At 60.1% G+C, this 13710-nt stretch carries 18 protein-coding genes; 4 read left to right on the top strand and 14 right to left on the bottom strand.

Annotated features, from left to right (window positions below):
- On the bottom strand, positions 1-1605 hold the full coding sequence (locus WDN10_01780) for an efflux RND transporter periplasmic adaptor subunit (protein ID MEJ0053440.1): 1605 nt from the start codon (positions 1603-1605) through the stop codon (positions 1-3).
- 121 nt (positions 1606-1726) lie between these two features.
- Here WDN10_01780 and WDN10_01775 point away from each other — a divergent pair, with 121 nt between their 5' ends.
- Positions 1727-1897 (top strand): hypothetical protein, encoded by a 171-nt coding sequence (locus WDN10_01775; protein ID MEJ0053439.1) that lies wholly within the window; start codon positions 1727-1729, stop codon positions 1895-1897.
- Between the two features lie 2 nt (positions 1898-1899).
- Complete coding sequence (locus WDN10_01770; GenBank protein ID MEJ0053438.1) at positions 1900-2400, top strand: RusA family crossover junction endodeoxyribonuclease; 501 nt, start codon at positions 1900-1902, stop codon at positions 2398-2400.
- A gap of 9 nt (positions 2401-2409) precedes the next feature.
- On the opposite strand, the gene WDN10_01765 is transcribed toward WDN10_01770, so the two are convergent.
- Entirely contained in the window at positions 2410-3333 is a 924-nt protein-coding gene (locus WDN10_01765; GenBank protein MEJ0053437.1) for an FAD-dependent oxidoreductase, read from the bottom strand.
- 139 nt (positions 3334-3472) lie between these two features.
- Between WDN10_01765 and WDN10_01760 the strand changes: the two genes are divergently transcribed.
- On the top strand, positions 3473-3811 hold the full coding sequence (locus WDN10_01760) for a DUF2103 domain-containing protein (GenBank protein MEJ0053436.1): 339 nt from the start codon (positions 3473-3475) through the stop codon (positions 3809-3811).
- Between the two features lie 57 nt (positions 3812-3868).
- Here WDN10_01760 and ftsZ read toward each other — a convergent pair whose 3' ends face one another.
- The 11 genes from ftsZ to WDN10_01705 form a co-directional block, all read right to left on the bottom strand.
- Positions 3869-5119 (bottom strand): cell division protein FtsZ, encoded by a 1251-nt coding sequence (gene ftsZ / locus WDN10_01755; protein ID MEJ0053435.1) that lies wholly within the window; start codon positions 5117-5119, stop codon positions 3869-3871.
- Between the two features lie 81 nt (positions 5120-5200).
- Positions 5201-6370: a cell division protein FtsA gene (gene ftsA, locus WDN10_01750; GenBank protein ID MEJ0053434.1), complete on the bottom strand. Its 1170-nt coding sequence runs from the start codon at positions 6368-6370 to the stop codon at positions 5201-5203.
- The gene (ybeY, locus tag WDN10_01745; protein ID MEJ0053433.1) at positions 6306-6770 is read right to left on the bottom strand and encodes an rRNA maturation RNase YbeY; all 465 of its coding nucleotides are present in this window, start codon (positions 6768-6770) and stop codon (positions 6306-6308) included. The genes ftsA and ybeY overlap by 65 nt, the downstream gene beginning before the upstream one ends.
- A gap of 7 nt (positions 6771-6777) precedes the next feature.
- On the bottom strand, positions 6778-7041 hold the full coding sequence (locus tag WDN10_01740; GenBank protein MEJ0053432.1) for a hypothetical protein: 264 nt from the start codon (positions 7039-7041) through the stop codon (positions 6778-6780).
- A 56-nt stretch (positions 7042-7097) separates the two neighbouring features.
- Entirely contained in the window at positions 7098-8066 is a 969-nt protein-coding gene (locus WDN10_01735; protein ID MEJ0053431.1) for an IS30 family transposase, read from the bottom strand.
- A 122-nt stretch (positions 8067-8188) separates the two neighbouring features.
- On the bottom strand, positions 8189-8659 hold the full coding sequence (locus tag WDN10_01730; GenBank protein ID MEJ0053430.1) for a hypothetical protein: 471 nt from the start codon (positions 8657-8659) through the stop codon (positions 8189-8191).
- Positions 8660-8769: 110 nt separating this feature from the next.
- The gene (locus WDN10_01725; protein ID MEJ0053429.1) at positions 8770-9180 is read right to left on the bottom strand and encodes a retropepsin-like aspartic protease; all 411 of its coding nucleotides are present in this window, start codon (positions 9178-9180) and stop codon (positions 8770-8772) included.
- 1 nt (position 9181) lies between these two features.
- Entirely contained in the window at positions 9182-9358 is a 177-nt protein-coding gene (locus WDN10_01720; protein MEJ0053428.1) for a hypothetical protein, read from the bottom strand.
- 85 nt (positions 9359-9443) lie between these two features.
- The gene (locus WDN10_01715; GenBank protein MEJ0053427.1) at positions 9444-10601 is read right to left on the bottom strand and encodes a His/Gly/Thr/Pro-type tRNA ligase C-terminal domain-containing protein; all 1158 of its coding nucleotides are present in this window, start codon (positions 10599-10601) and stop codon (positions 9444-9446) included.
- Between the two features lie 5 nt (positions 10602-10606).
- A complete protein-coding gene (gene lepB / locus WDN10_01710; protein ID MEJ0053426.1) occupies positions 10607-11158 on the bottom strand; it encodes a signal peptidase I in 552 nt (183 codons plus the stop codon).
- Positions 11159-11264: 106 nt separating this feature from the next.
- Entirely contained in the window at positions 11265-11651 is a 387-nt protein-coding gene (locus tag WDN10_01705) for a hypothetical protein (GenBank protein MEJ0053425.1), read from the bottom strand.
- A gap of 102 nt (positions 11652-11753) precedes the next feature.
- Between WDN10_01705 and pth the strand changes: the two genes are divergently transcribed.
- On the top strand, positions 11754-12350 hold the full coding sequence (gene pth, locus WDN10_01700; GenBank protein MEJ0053424.1) for an aminoacyl-tRNA hydrolase: 597 nt from the start codon (positions 11754-11756) through the stop codon (positions 12348-12350).
- Between the two features lie 138 nt (positions 12351-12488).
- Here pth and WDN10_01695 read toward each other — a convergent pair whose 3' ends face one another.
- Positions 12489-13628 carry a S1 RNA-binding domain-containing protein gene (locus tag WDN10_01695; protein MEJ0053423.1) on the bottom strand — a complete coding sequence of 380 codons (1140 nt, stop codon included), beginning with the start codon at positions 13626-13628 and terminating at the stop codon, positions 12489-12491.
- Between the last annotated feature and the right edge of the window lie 82 nt (positions 13629-13710).

Genomic DNA, 13710 nt, shown 5'->3' with positions numbered 1-13710 from the left:
TTAGGGCGCGCCGGTTACAGCGACGTTCACCTTCTCGCCTTCGGAGAGCCCGCGCGCGTCGGTGACGATCCTGAGATCCGCGGGAAGCGGCGTCGTTATCTCGATGCGGTCTCCCGCAACCGCGCCTATTTCGACCTGGTGCGCGATGAGCCGCCCGTCTTCGCCGACGCCGAAGACGACGCGGGAATCGGTGCGCAGCTTCACGGCCGCAAGCGGAAGCGACAGGGTCTTCGCGCTCTCTAGAGAGGGCTTTGCAAGCGCGGGGAAGCCGATGCGGACCGACTGGCCGTTCACGAGCTTCGCGCCGCCCGTGACGCCGACATGCACCTCGATCTGCTTGGTCACGGGATCAAGGGCGGGGGAGATCGAAGTGACGGTTCCCGTATAGGAATCTTCGACGGTCACGGAGTTGCCGACCGCAAGCGACGCGCGGTCGTCTTCCGAGACATAGGCGACGATCTCGAGCGCACCGTTTTGTGCCACGGTCGCGACGTGGGTGAGGGCGGTGACGTAGTCGCCGACCCGCACCGGCAGGAAGTTTACGGTTCCGCCTATCGGAGCGCGGATGATCGTCTTCTCGAGATTCGCCTGCGCGAGCCGGAGCGCCCCGAGCGCCTGCTTCACGCCCGCGTCGGCACTCGCGGTCTGCGCGCCGGTCGAGACCGACTGTTCGGCGCCGACCTGGGCCGCCGTCGCTTTCGCGCGGTATGCGTCGCGCGCGGCGGAAAGCGCCGCGCGCAGCCCGTCGACGTTCGCGCGCGCGGAAGCGAGCGCCGCGAGCTGATCTGCGGTCGCGCCCGAGTCGCGCTCGTTTGCGGCACTCGCAAGATCCGCGAGGAATTCCGACAGCGTCCCGGTCACCCGGTCCGTTTCCGAAAGGAGCGCTTCGGGATCGGTATTGTCCGCCGCCGCGAGGTGCGTTTTCCATAGCCCCGCCATGTCGTCGATGGTGGCGCGCCTGCGGGAGAGAGCCTGCAAATCCATGCTGTTGATCAAAAGGCGCGGACCATAGGCGCTTGGGGCGCCGAAGAACAGGTCTACCTTGGTCGTAAGGACGGTGTCGACCGTGGTATAGGCGCTCCGATAGGTATCGCGCGCGCTCGTCTTCGCTTCCTCAAACGAGGTGGCTGAGTTTCCGGCCTGGAGCGCGGTGATGGAGCGTCCGGCGACCGCCGCGTCATACGCGCCTTCCGCCGAAAGAACGCTTGCGCGTTCGCTCGCGTTTTCGATCTCGGCGATCACGAAGCCCGCCGGAACGGACGCGCCGACCGACGTGTGCACCGCCCGTATCGTGCCTCCGGCCTGCGAAAGCACGTCGGCTTCGGTGACCGAGCGCACGCTGCCGATAATGCTTCTCGAGTCTCCGCCGCCCGAAAGTTCCGCGACTGACGCGAGCGTCACGGTGCGGACTGAGTCGGATGCGCTTGCGGGCGCATCCCCGTGCGTGAGCCTAAGCCCCGCGAATATCAGCACTACTATCGCAAGGACGATCGCCCCCTGCTGCCAGAGCTTGAGGGAGCGGAAGCGCGTCCAGAGCGCGCGAAGGCCGCGCGCGACGCGCAAAAAGAAAGCTCGAATATTCGAGAAGAAGCCGAATCTATCCATAGATCGTAATACGCACAATGTACGCTATATCTTGCATCCGGTCAAGAAACGTGACGGCTCGTACCGTACCGCAAGAATCGCGTTCGCGAGTTCGCCGCATGTGATATACTTTCCTGCATATATGGCAGTTGCCGCTAAAATCCCGGTTTTCTTTATCGCGACCAAGACCCGGCAGGAGCCGGTCGTGGTTAATTTCTATACCAAACAAGGGAAGCCTGTCGCGTTTGCTGCCGTACAGAAAGTGAAGACGAAGGAGGGTGTCCGGTTCTTTGCGAAGGCGAAGAAGAAGTGAAAATGCCGAAAAATCTTCCGCTCACTTCCATAGATTTCGATTTTGGCATAGGCAAGATCATTCCCGCAACGCAGGAAGCATACCGGAGCGGGTTTGACGCGGCTATGCGAAAAGCGGAAAAAGAGTCTCTGAGCGTTTTCAAGACGATCATAGGTTCGGAGCTCGACTCCCGGCTTGTGAAAAACGAGATGTTCCCGACCGACGGCGAAGTGTTCATTTTCGTCATCCAGTATTTCGCGGGAGAGAAAGAATACGGACGGCGCGATATAGACAATATGAGCAAGACGGTACTCGACCTCCTGAAGGGAAGGTTCTATCGCGACGACAGCCAGGTCAAGACGCTGCTTGTCGGGAAGAAGCTCGAGAAACGCGTACCGCAGGATTTTGCCTATATCGCGATAAAGAGATTAACCGCGTCGCAGGACGTGGATGCCCTCAAGATTTCCGGGCTCGAGCGGTCGGTGACATTGTTCCAGGAACTTAAGGCGAGAAGGGTGTTGTAGAAAGAGGATTTACCGGCGGGTCTTGAGCCAGACGTAGATGTCTTCGAGCGCCTTCACGCCGTCTCCCGCGGCGATGTTGTTCTGATGGTACAGCTCGTCGGTCACGTCTCCCGCGGCCCAGATACCCTCGGCGGACGTGCGCTGATTCCTGGGGTCGGTCTTCACGCGCCCGACCTCATCAAGCGTGACCGCATCCTTCGCGAAATCCGTGTTCGGCATCACGCCGATCTCGGCGAATACGCCGGAGACTGCGAGCTCTTTCTCTTCGCCGCTTGCGATGTCCCGGTATCTGAGCCCGGCGACGAACTTATCGCCCATGACTTCCGTCGGCTCGACGCCCGTAAGGGCTTTCATGTTCGGATGTTTGAGGACGGCCTCGACCGTGACCGGGTCGGCCTTGAAGTCGTTTCTGCGGTGGAGAAGGGTAACGGACTTCGCGTACGCGAGAAGTTGCGCCGCGGTCTCGAAGCCCGCGTTTCCGCCCCCGACGACGGCCACATCGGCTCCGGCAAAAAGCGGCCCGTCGCAGGACGCGCAGTACGTGACGCCTTTGTTCTCGAACTTGTCCGCCCCCGGAATATCAAGCTTTCTCCGCGCGGCGCCGGAGGCGATGAGGACCGCGCGCGCCTGGTATGCGCCGTTCTTGGTCGAACATTCGAATCCTCCCTCGATCTTTTTGAGGCCGGCGACCCGTTCTCCCTCGACTATCCCGACGAGATCGCGCTTGTACGCTTCAAGATGCGTCTTGAAAGATTTCGCGAGTTCCACGCCCGGGATCTTCACCGTACCGATCCAGTTCTCGATGCCTTCCGACACGGTGCTTTGTCCGCCGATCTCTTCGGTCACAAGCACGGTCTTGAGCTGCTTTCTCGCCGCGTATACTCCCGCGGAGACTCCGGCGGGTCCGCCGCCGATGATGATGAGGTCGTGCATGAGTACAAGATATCAGAGATGACTAACCGCGTCTTGTGGATGGCGGTCGCCACGGACGCACTACCCGGACTGTTTTGACAGATTCACATGGTTTGTAGTATAGTATAGAGACAAGTTATCTGTCTGAGGATGGAAAACCATGTCACATACAAAGAGGAGGTGGGGTGGTAAGCTCGGCGGCAACCACCCAACCGTCATCGAAGCCGCATGGAGGTTCTTGCCGGACGTAATCAAGGAAAAGTCGGTTACGAAAATTTCCCCTGGTTTCATCACGGCAGGCAAAACATCTACCGGCAGGAACGCCGTAAAAATCATCGACGAGAAGGGCAACATACTTCTTTCTGTCCGTGGACCTTCCGTTCATCAGGAAATCAGAGTCTTTACCGACGATATGCAAAAAGCGAAACTCGCCATTGCCCGAGCGGCGAGAAACGCCGAATTTCACATTTCTTTCGGAACCAGGCTCCCCGCACCGTGATGCGCGGGGAGCCTGTAGTGTTTTCAACTTTTGGGTGTACTCCGAAGAAACACCACTCTATTTCTTATGCCTTCTCAAAAAGCTCGGGATCGCGCCCCAGGCCTCGTCGTTCTCGTCCGGTACGGGCTCGGGAATCTCCTGGCGCTTTGAAGGAGTAGCGGTGACGATCGGTTCCTCCTTTTCCTTGCGCGCGGGAGCGGGGGCCGGTTGCGCCTCCTCAGCTTCCGGCTCCTTGGCCTTCCGGGTTGCGAGGTCGTTATAAATCTTGCCGCGTTCCTCCTGCTGGCGCTCCGCCGGAAGGGAGAAGAGCGAGCGCTCGGCGGGGCTTGCCGTTCTCGTCTCGAGCATGCCTTCCGGGAAGCCAGTCGCGATGACGATGATGCGGATCTGGCCTTTCTTGAGCTTCTCGTCCCGCATCATGCCGAAGATCACCTTGGCATTCTTATCAACCGACTCGTTGATGACCTTCGCGGCCTCCTGCACTTCGAGGATGCCGAGATCGTCCGAGCCCGCAACCACGAAGAGGATACCCTTCGCCCCGTTTATGGAAATGTCGAGAAGCGGGGAATTGACGGCCTTCGAGGCGGCTTCCGATGCGCGCTTGTCGCCGTCGGCGACGCCGATGCCCATGAGCGCGGGACCCGCACCCTCCATGATCGCCTTGATGTCGTTGAAGTCGGTGTTGATCTCGCCCGGAGTCGTGATGATGTCGGAGACGCCCTCGACCGCCTGGCGAAGGATTTCGTCGGCGAGCGCGAACGCGTTCTTCGCGGACGTGTTCGCCTCGACGATCGAAAGGAGCTTGTCGTTCGGGATCACGATGTACGCGTCCACCTCCTTCTTAAGTTCCGCGAGGCCGTGGTCGGCGATGTCGCGGCGCTGCGCTCCCTCGAAGCCGAACGGGCGCGTGACGACCGCGACCGTGAGCGCGCCGATCTCCTTCGCGATCTTCGCGACGATCGGCGCGCTTCCGGTGCCCGTGCCTCCGCCCATGCCGCAGGTGATGAAGACCATGTCGGAACCCTGGAGCGCCTCCTGGATTTCCTGGCGCGTCTCTTCAGCCGCGCGCTTGCCGAGATCCGGATTCATGCCGGCACCGAGGCCTCTCGTGAGGTTCTTGCCGATGTGGATCTTGCGCTTGGCGAGCGAGCGGTGCAGATCCTGCGCGTCGGTGTTGACGGCGATGAATTCCACGCCGCGCACCTTGGAGTTGATCATGTGGTTCACGGCGTTGTTGCCGGAACCTCCGACGCCGATGACGCGGATGCGGGCGAAGGTTTCGATCTCGGGTTCGACGCGTTTGGACATATGAGAAATATAAGGCTTGCGGCTCATGATACAGAGCGCACCGAAAGCGTCAAATTTGACACAATCCGCTCCCGTGCTGCCTTATGGCATGAACTGCCCGAGAAGCTTTCCAAGCGATGCCGAAAGTTTTTGGAACGCGGGCTTCTTCGCGACTTCCGTGTCGCCCGTAAGGCCCCAGAGGGCGAGGCCGTAGGCGACGGCCCAGGTCGCGTCGCGCACTTTCGCGTCCGCGCTCATGCGCGTCTCGGCTATGCGCACCGGGAGGTTGAGCGAGTGCTTCGCGATGTCGCTTATGGTACCCGAGCCCGAGCCGCCGCCGGTGAGGACGATGCCCGCGGGAAGGGGACCTCTTCGCCCCGTCGCTTTGAGATGCTTGTCGACGAGGCTGAACATGTGCGCGAAACGCACGCTGATAAGATCATCCACTTTCTTTCGGGGATACATCGCGCCGCCGAGCTTCCCGAGCTTGAGGCGCTCCGCGTCCTCGAGCGCGATTTTGAAATGGAGCGCGATGTCGTCGGTGATATTGGTCGAGCCGACGGGGAACACTTTGAGGGAGACCGGGACGCCCTCATCGTAGATGACGATGGAAACGGTTTCGGCCCCGATGTTCGCGAGAACGCAGCCTTTCATCTTCTGATCCTTGGTCAAAGTCACGTACGAGCCCGCGAGCGGGGAAGCCATCTGGTCGATGATCTCGATATCGGTATCCTCGACCGCGGCGACGAGGCTGTCCGCATGCTGGGCGAGCGCGGTTATGAAAAGATAATCCGCTTCGAGCCGGGTGCCCTTCATTCCGATCGGCTCGCCAAGGACCTTCGCCCCGTCGATGCGGTATTCGAGCGGTATCTCGTGGAGCACGCGGCGGTTGAGAAAGCCCGGGGACGCCGCCGATCGCGCAGACGCAATTGTCTTCTCGACATCAAGCTCGGTCACTTCCTGGTCCGCGCGCGAGATGATCGTTTCCCCGGATGCCCTCGTCTCGTCAAGCGAAACCCCGCCGATCGCGAGGAACCCGCTTTTTATAGGCATTCTCGATGTCGCTTCGGCCTGGGCCTTGGCGATAAGCACGCTTTCCGCCACGTCCTCCTTATTTACGATATAGCCATGCCGGAGTCCTTTTGATTCGGCAAGTCCCGTGCCGATGATGCGAGGAGTGAGGGAGCCGCCCGGGCCTTCGACAGCCTCAACGACCACCACCTTTACCTGGTAGGTGCCGATGTCGATGCCGGTCGCGATGCGTCGTTTCATGAAGGGATGCCGAACTCCTGACTCCTTTCGCGAACCGCGCGAGGAGCTCTTGCTCGTACCGCTCCATTGTAGTCCCGTGACGCCGTCCTTCCAAATGCAGCAGCCCGTGGATAAAGAGGAACAGGATGAATGTCGGAAGCAACATGCCGTACGACGGCGCTTGCCGTTTCGCTTCCGGAAGGCAGATGATGATCTCGCCGCTTGCGGGACCCGCAGCATAGGAAAGGACGTTCGGAACGTATGACTTTCCCCGCGTCGCGGCATTTATTTTTCTCGCTTCGCTTTCGCCGACGAAGGCGAGCGAAATCTCGAAAGAGGGCAGCACTGCTTTCGCGACCTTCAGGAAAGGCAAAACCGGCGCGGGACGCCGGGTCTTGTTGGTGACTGCGAACTTTCCCATCCGGGAACTAGCGCTTCCTGCGCGCGAGCTTCTCCGCGGCCGGGTCGATCTTGCCGAGCTTCACGAGCTCGTTATAGTTTTCGCGGCGAGCCTTCGAAACCATCGCGCGCTTGTGCTGCACGTTCTTCGACTTGGTGCGCTCGTAGTAGCGGAGCTTCCGGAGTCCGCGCACGATGTTAAGCCCCTGCGCGCGGCGGGAGAAACGGCGGATGAGGGAGGTCGTACTCTCGTTCTTTCCCTTCACCACTTCGACTCGTGTTGCGTTGACCATGTGGGGGCTACCTTACCATACCCGGCGTTCTTTTGTCTACTCATATAAAGGTGAATTCAACCTCTCAAAGCACCACCCCAGACTTCTAATGGTGTCCGATACCCGAGCCGTTTCCGAGGCCTCGTATTGAGAACATACTCCACTGCCGCCACAGTCTCGTCGGAGACGAGGCTGAAGTCGGTACCTTTCGGGAAGAAACGACGTACCAAGCCATTAGTGTTCTCGTTTGAGCCGCGCTCCCAGGAGTGATACGGGTGGGCGAAGTACACCCGGGCTCCCGTTGCCGTCTCAAGTTCCTGCCATGGACGGTTCTCGGGCCCGTTGTCGAGGGTGAGGGTGTGGGCGCACATCCCCGCGAGCCTGCGGGCGACCGCTGCGCAGGTCGCGTCCGCATCTTTGGCCTCGAGCTTCGACAAGAGGAGGAGTCCGCTCCCGCGATCGACCAGGGAGTTGAGGCCGGGCCCATGGTTCTTGCCTTCGATACTGTCGCCCTCCCAGTCGCCCAGGCGTGTGCGTTTCTCGACAACGAGCGGGCGTTCATCAATGCTCGGGCCCGTTGGGCGCAGGACTCTTTGTGATTTGCGGTGCCCCATCTTCTGCCGTCGCTTGTGACGCCGCGCCAGGTATGGGCGCAGGTCTTCCTTCCCGGGCTTTGGATGCCCATATCCCTTGCGATGTATCTGTGCGTATACATACTGGTATATGGCTTCGTGCGATATTCGCTCTGGGGCGGTGCTGGATATCTGCTCGGGAGACCAGCCGAGCTTCAGGTGTTCGACCACGTACTCCCCGAGCTCGGGACTCTTGAGGCGCGATTGCCGTCCCCGGGACTTCCGTTTCTCGAGCGCTCGTTCGTTGGCGAGACGGGGCGTATATACCCGCCGCTCGGGCGGGAGATTCCGTCGGATCTCCTTGCTCACGGTCGAATGCGGACGTCTGAGCTCCCGGGCGATCTCTCGCACCGATTTCTTCTCCCACAGCCCTTTCTGTATCAGCTCGCGTTCCTCGATGCTCATATGCGCCATATGCCTCCAGTATTAATGGAAGGTGGTGCTTTTACTTGTTGAACTCACTAAAAAAAGATAACGGCGGGTTCCGAGGGGAACCCGCCGCCGAACGCGCCGGTTTTCGATCGTACGTATCCCACTCATCGCTTCGCGGTTTCCTGCGCCGCCACCTTCAATATGAAGCTTGCGATGAGCACGAAGGCGACGAGCGTGCCGAGGGAGAACAGGAGCGCGATGGACCAGGGGGTGCTACTGAGCACGGCAAGCGCATAGAATGCAAAACGGTAGAACGCGAACGATGCGATGATCGCTTCGCGTTCTCCAATCGGAGGTTCCCGTAACGCGTCGGTCTTTGGAGCAAGAAGCATCCAGGCCAGCCAGGCCGGGGCGATGACGGCAAGGAGTCCTGCCACCAAGCCCGAAGCGCCATCACGGTCGAGAACGCCCCGAATCATGCCGACGATCGCGCCGGACAAGGAGAGAATCGCGAGCGCCGCGAGATATTTCTCCCAACCGAAGCGGTCGGTGAGCAGATAGAATGTTCCGGCATCGACGAGCGTCACAGCGATGCCAATGCCCGTGAAGAAACAGAATGAACGGAGCCTGTCCATAAAAGACCTTCCTTTCTCCGCGATGGTTCGCGGCCATGCTGGTTATAGCATTTCCCTACAAAGCGCGAAAGGCTGCGCCGCCGTCCGTGGAGATCTGGCAGGCGGAAGACTTAGTGCCCATGCGACAGCTCGATCGCATCTTCGTATTTCGCAAACGAAACGCGGAACGCGTCGAAGAAGCCCTCTTGTCCGAGCAGGATATTCATCTTGAGACCGGGAACGAAAAGCAGGCGGAGCCGCACGGTTTCGGGGAAGCCGGAAACGCTCATGTCCATTTCGGTTAGATAGGCGGGCGTCGGCTGTCCGACAACTCCCGCTATAACTTTCTCATCACAGTCTTTCAAATCGATGCCGAGGTATGCGGCTATTTCAGCATTGACCGTGGTGATATCCGCTCCGGAGTCGAGCAGAGCCATCTGTTTCATTGACTGGCCGTTATGAAAAAGCTCCACTTCGATGAGCGGCTTCTTTACCATATAATCTCCCTGCCAGAAGGGAGTATACGGATACCATTTCGTCATATTATGCGAAGGCGAAGTACGTCCCGGAAGCGGGCACTTTCAGGTATACGACATCCCGCTCCCCGACTTTGGCTTTCAGGTCCATGAGGTCGGCGGCGGATTCGAGCACCTCGCTATGATCGGGGGACAGCGCGATCCACTTATTTTCATGCTCTTTCGTTATGGAATCGATGTTCATGCGAATAGTATAACGTTTTCAGATGAGAGGAATATGAGGCGGCAATACTCCCATTATATCATGGTATTCCAGTTTTGTCCCCCACTTACGCCACCGCCCGCAACCGCTCGACTAAGGATGCGACGGGAATCGAGGTTTCAGTATGGGTCGAACGCTCCCGAAGCGTAACCGAGTGGTCGAGCGCTTCCTTGCGGCCCATGATGAGGAGATAGCGGGGATTGAGCAGCTCCGCGAGGCGCATCTGCTCGGTGAGGGACTCGACGCCGATCGACTGCATGAGCGGGATGCGCGTATGGCGAAGCGTGTCGGCGATGAGCATGCTCGCGCGCTTGGCTTCCTCGCCGATGTGTACGAAAACGAAACGGGGCTGGCCGGATACTTTCGCTGCCGGAAGCGTCGTGCCGCCCTGCACGTTCACTTTAAGCACCGCACCGACTGCCGGAACCTGGCCCTTGAAGAAATGCCTGGTGAGGTCGGTATAGCGCGAACCCCAGGCGACCGGATGCCCGCCCGCACGCACCTCAAAGCACGTCTCGGACCACGCGGCGCCGCGGGAAAGGAGGTTCGGCGCGAGGTCATAGGGCGTTTCGGTCGCTTCGAGGTATTCGAGGAGGTCCTCGAAGCGCTTGCGGCTCGCTTCGGAGAGATGATCGGTCGGCGTCGGAAGATCGCCTTCGTGTTCGCTGTCAAGCAGAAGCTCCGCCGCCTCGAACACGTCGCGCTTCGCGCAGTCAACGCAGTCCGTCGGGAGCGCGGCGCCGCGCTTCCTGAAGAAGACACCGAGTTCCCGGCTGAAGCGGTTCCGGGTTTCGCGGTCGCCCATGCTGTTGATGCGAAGCAAAAGCTCGCCTTTATGGATATCCGCCGCGAGCGCGCGCACCGCGCGGATAAGTACCGCGTCGGCGATCGCCCGGTCGGCGCCGATTGCGTGGAACTGTATAAGAAGCTGCTTGGGGGCGGGACGCCCGGCTGCCGCGTTCGTATGCCAGACGAAAAGCGGTTGCGTGCTTGAGGGAATAAGTCCGCCGTCGCGCACTTGCTTTAAAAACGTTGCGACGATCTGCGCGGTCGCGTCGAGCGAATTTAACTGGAGCGTATCGGGGAACGGAAGCTTCGTATTGCCGCCGCGCTTCATCGCGGTGAGCGAGGCGAGCGGAAGGAAGCCGTAGTAGTTGCCGACGGCGTGTGCCCTCCGAAGCACGTCTTCCGCCTTAAGGGTAGTCGAGTCCTTAGAAGTCGGCATGGACATTATTGCGGAACGCTTGCCGCGCCGGGAAAGGCTCCGACCGCGCTTGCCGGAAGAAGCCGGAGGAATACGCGGCCCATGATGTCCTTCTCGGGAAGCGTGCCCCAGACGCGGGAGTCGGAGCTATTCGGCCGGTTGTCGCCCATGACGAAATACTCGCCCTGCCCGAGGCTTGTTGAGAGAGTATAGGTGGCATCCTCGGCGGAAATGTACGGCTCACTCTCAAGCGCGAGGTCGCTTCCGTCCGCGCGCTGGATGTTCACGACGCCTTTGGTGATCCGCACGGTCTCTCCGGGGAGGCCTATGATGCGCTTTATATAAAAGACGGAAGTATCCCCGGGATAGCGGAAGACGACGACATCGCCGCGCCTGGGAGCGCTGAAATCATAGGAAAGCTCGTCGATAATGAGATAGTCGCCGTTCTCGAAGGTCGGATGCATCGATTCACCCTGTACGACGAAAGGCTGCGCGATGAAAAAGCGGATCGGAAGAACGATGACGACGGCCAGGAGGACGAAGATGACAACTTCTCGTACGACTCCGGTAACTCGCATTGCATGCATTGTACGCTTGCCGTTTCCGCGCGCAAGTTTTTCGCTCCGCGCAAAGCCAAACGCCCCGTCGTTTCTGACGGGGCGCTGACGTACGATCGCGACGGGCTTATGCGATTGCTTCGCTGACGGCGGCTTTGAAGGCATGCTCGGCCTCGGCGACCTCGGCAGGGCTGAACCTCGCCTGAGCACCCGATGAAGAGCACTTAGCTTTCCAGCTTCCGTCGCACAGGCCGGTGAGGGAGACCGCGACCTGTTGCGGCAAACCGTCCGGCTTGCGCAGGAGACTGAGCCTCCAGGCATTGGCCACTTCGCCCGGCTGTAATTCGCGGAGGTGTCCGTTCTCGGCCCGCAAACCTTCGAGCATCAGACAAAGAGAGCTTGCGTGCGGGCTCCGGGATACGCGCGGCGAGATCGCGTCACGAATGCTCCGGAGCTTCTCGTATGCCCTATGAGCACCGGTCGCGTCGGCGTCCGACAACAAATGGGTGGACATGGTTCAAATCCTTCGCATGCGGGCGGCGCCCGACTATTTCTTCCTTGACTGTAGGTGCAGGGCACTAGGATGTCAACGCTCGGCGAGTGATACAATCACCTGATGGCGACGATACTCATGGGACTCGGAAATCCGGGAGGGGAGTATGCAAAGACGCGGCATAACGCCGGGAGGATGGCGGTCGAGCTTGTCGCGAAAACGGAAGGGTTTGACGCGTTCGAGCTGAAGAAGGGCGCGCAAGCCCTTATCTCGGAAGGGAAGATAGGGAAAGAGAAGGTTGTTCTCGCGCTTCCGGAAACCTTCGTGAATCTCTCGGGAAAGACCGCGGCGGCGCTCGTGAAATCGAAGAAGGCGGCGGAGTCGCTCCTGGTCCTGCGGGACGATCTCGATCTGCCGCTTGGCATTCTCAAGATGACGTTTAACCGCGGGAGCGGGGGACACAAGGGCGTCGAGAGCATCATGCGCGCGCTTAAAACGGAAGGCTTCGCGCAGCTCAAGATCGGCATATCGGCGCAGGGAAAAAGGAACCAGACGAAAAAAGTATCAGGCGAGGAGAAAGTGATAAAGCATGTGATAGGGAAATTTAAGCCCGCCGAGGAAGCGCTTCTCAAGAAAACGCTCAAGAAAGCCGCGCTCGTCGCGCACCTGTTCGCCGAGGAAGGTATCGAGAAGGCGATGATGGAGGCGAATACGAGATAGGGGTCGCCACATAAGAAATGGCGCCGGACGAGAGTCCGGCGCCCCATTTCCTTGCACGTTTCTCACTTCGACTTCTTTGGAGCAAACGAAGAAAGCGCGAGGCACCCGAAGGGTGCCTCGCGCTTTCTTTTCCCGAACCTATTTCTTCACTGCCTTCTTCGTACCCGCAAACGCAAGCGTCATGCGCTGGTCCTTCGGCTCGAAAAGCGTGATCTTGAACGGATAGGTCTTGCCAAGCTCGAGATTGTCGCGCAGCTCCTGCGGGCTCTCGAACTCGCTGATGTGCACGAGGCCCGCGATTCCTTCCTCGATCGAGGCAAGCGCGCCGTGCTTGTTGTATTTGATGATGACGCCCGAGATCTCCTGGCCCTTCTGGTACCGGTCGCCCGCGGTTTTCCACGGATTTTCCTTGAGCGCCTTGATCGAGAGGGAAACCTTGCCTTCCTTGATCTCGATGATCTTCACCTTCACCTTCTCGCCGACCTTAAAGAGCGCGCGCGGGTCTTCGACAAGGCCCCAGTCGAGCTCGCTGATGTGCACGAGGCCCTCGAGCCCCTGCTCGATCCTGACGAAGATGCCGAAGTCGACGGTACCCGTGATCTCGCCCTCGACCGTGTCGCCGACCTGGTACTTGTCGATGAGCGACGCCTTCTCCTGGTCCTCGCTTCCGGTGCGTTCGGAGAAGATGAGCTTGTTCTCGCGGGCGTCGGCGGTGATGACACGAACCGGAAGCGCGACGCCGACGAGCTTCTTGAGTTCCCCGATGATCTTGTCCTTGTCGCCGTCGGTGACGCGCGGATAGTGTTCCTTCGCGAGCTGGGAAGCGGGAAGGAAGCCCTGGATGCCCTGCCACGTAAGGATGAGGCCGCCCTTGTTCGCGTCCTCGACTGTGAGGTTATAGATAGTGCCCGCGGCGATGGCCTGCTCCGCCTCGCCCCAGATCGCGGCCTGGCGCGCCTCCTTAAGGGAGAGTTCGATGTATCCGTCGCGGCCCGCGGGGTCGACGACTTTCGCGGTGATGGTATCTCCCGCGTTCGCCTTGCGAAGTACATCGGCGGCATTGAGATATTCGCGTCCGTAGATGAGGCCGGTGCCAAACGGGGGCAGGTCGATATAGAGACGCCCGCGCGCAAGCGCGATGATCGTTCCCTCGACCAGGTCCCCGGCCGAGGGCGGGGTAGGGATGGCGTCCGCAAACGGGGCCATCGCGTGCCTAGGGTCTATGACAAACGGAGCGATAGGCTTTGGGGCCTTCGCCTCAACCTTTTCTTCTTGCATGACAATTGTGGCGGCGCGGTCCGGCGGCGGGTACTGTCGGCCCTGGGGCCTCGAGGGTTAGCCCGCTCGCGCTTACTAATCA

The sequence above is a fragment of the bacterium genome, assembly GCA_037200965.1.
In the GTDB taxonomy this organism is placed as follows: domain Bacteria; phylum Patescibacteriota; class Minisyncoccia; order Phycocordibacterales; family Phycocordibacteraceae; genus C7867-001.
This window is presented reverse-complemented; position numbering and strand designations above follow the sequence as displayed.

Bases quoted from the DNA above. Each gene is read 5' to 3' on its own strand.
- WDN10_01780 (MEJ0053440.1), bottom strand. From the start codon at position 1,605: ATGGATAGATTCGGCTTCTTCTCGAATATTCGAGCTTTCTTTTTGCGC.
- WDN10_01775 (MEJ0053439.1), top strand. From the start codon at position 1,727: ATGGCAGTTGCCGCTAAAATCCCGGTTTTCTTTATCGCGACCAAGACC.
- WDN10_01770 (MEJ0053438.1), top strand. From the start codon at position 1,900: ATGCCGAAAAATCTTCCGCTCACTTCCATAGATTTCGATTTTGGCATA.
- WDN10_01765 (MEJ0053437.1), bottom strand. From the start codon at position 3,333: ATGCACGACCTCATCATCATCGGCGGCGGACCCGCCGGAGTCTCCGCG.
- WDN10_01760 (MEJ0053436.1), top strand. From the start codon at position 3,473: ATGTCACATACAAAGAGGAGGTGGGGTGGTAAGCTCGGCGGCAACCAC.
- ftsZ (MEJ0053435.1), bottom strand. From the start codon at position 5,119: ATGTCCAAACGCGTCGAACCCGAGATCGAAACCTTCGCCCGCATCCGC.
- ftsA (MEJ0053434.1), bottom strand. From the start codon at position 6,370: ATGAAACGACGCATCGCGACCGGCATCGACATCGGCACCTACCAGGTA.
- ybeY (MEJ0053433.1), bottom strand. From the start codon at position 6,770: ATGGGAAAGTTCGCAGTCACCAACAAGACCCGGCGTCCCGCGCCGGTT.
- WDN10_01740 (MEJ0053432.1), bottom strand. From the start codon at position 7,041: ATGGTCAACGCAACACGAGTCGAAGTGGTGAAGGGAAAGAACGAGAGT.
- WDN10_01735 (MEJ0053431.1), bottom strand. From the start codon at position 8,066: ATGGCGCATATGAGCATCGAGGAACGCGAGCTGATACAGAAAGGGCTG.
- WDN10_01730 (MEJ0053430.1), bottom strand. From the start codon at position 8,659: ATGGACAGGCTCCGTTCATTCTGTTTCTTCACGGGCATTGGCATCGCT.
- WDN10_01725 (MEJ0053429.1), bottom strand. From the start codon at position 9,180: ATGACGAAATGGTATCCGTATACTCCCTTCTGGCAGGGAGATTATATG.
- WDN10_01720 (MEJ0053428.1), bottom strand. From the start codon at position 9,358: ATGAACATCGATTCCATAACGAAAGAGCATGAAAATAAGTGGATCGCG.
- WDN10_01715 (MEJ0053427.1), bottom strand. From the start codon at position 10,601: ATGCCGACTTCTAAGGACTCGACTACCCTTAAGGCGGAAGACGTGCTT.
- lepB (MEJ0053426.1), bottom strand. From the start codon at position 11,158: ATGCGAGTTACCGGAGTCGTACGAGAAGTTGTCATCTTCGTCCTCCTG.
- WDN10_01705 (MEJ0053425.1), bottom strand. From the start codon at position 11,651: ATGTCCACCCATTTGTTGTCGGACGCCGACGCGACCGGTGCTCATAGG.
- pth (MEJ0053424.1), top strand. From the start codon at position 11,754: ATGGCGACGATACTCATGGGACTCGGAAATCCGGGAGGGGAGTATGCA.
- WDN10_01695 (MEJ0053423.1), bottom strand. From the start codon at position 13,628: ATGCAAGAAGAAAAGGTTGAGGCGAAGGCCCCAAAGCCTATCGCTCCG.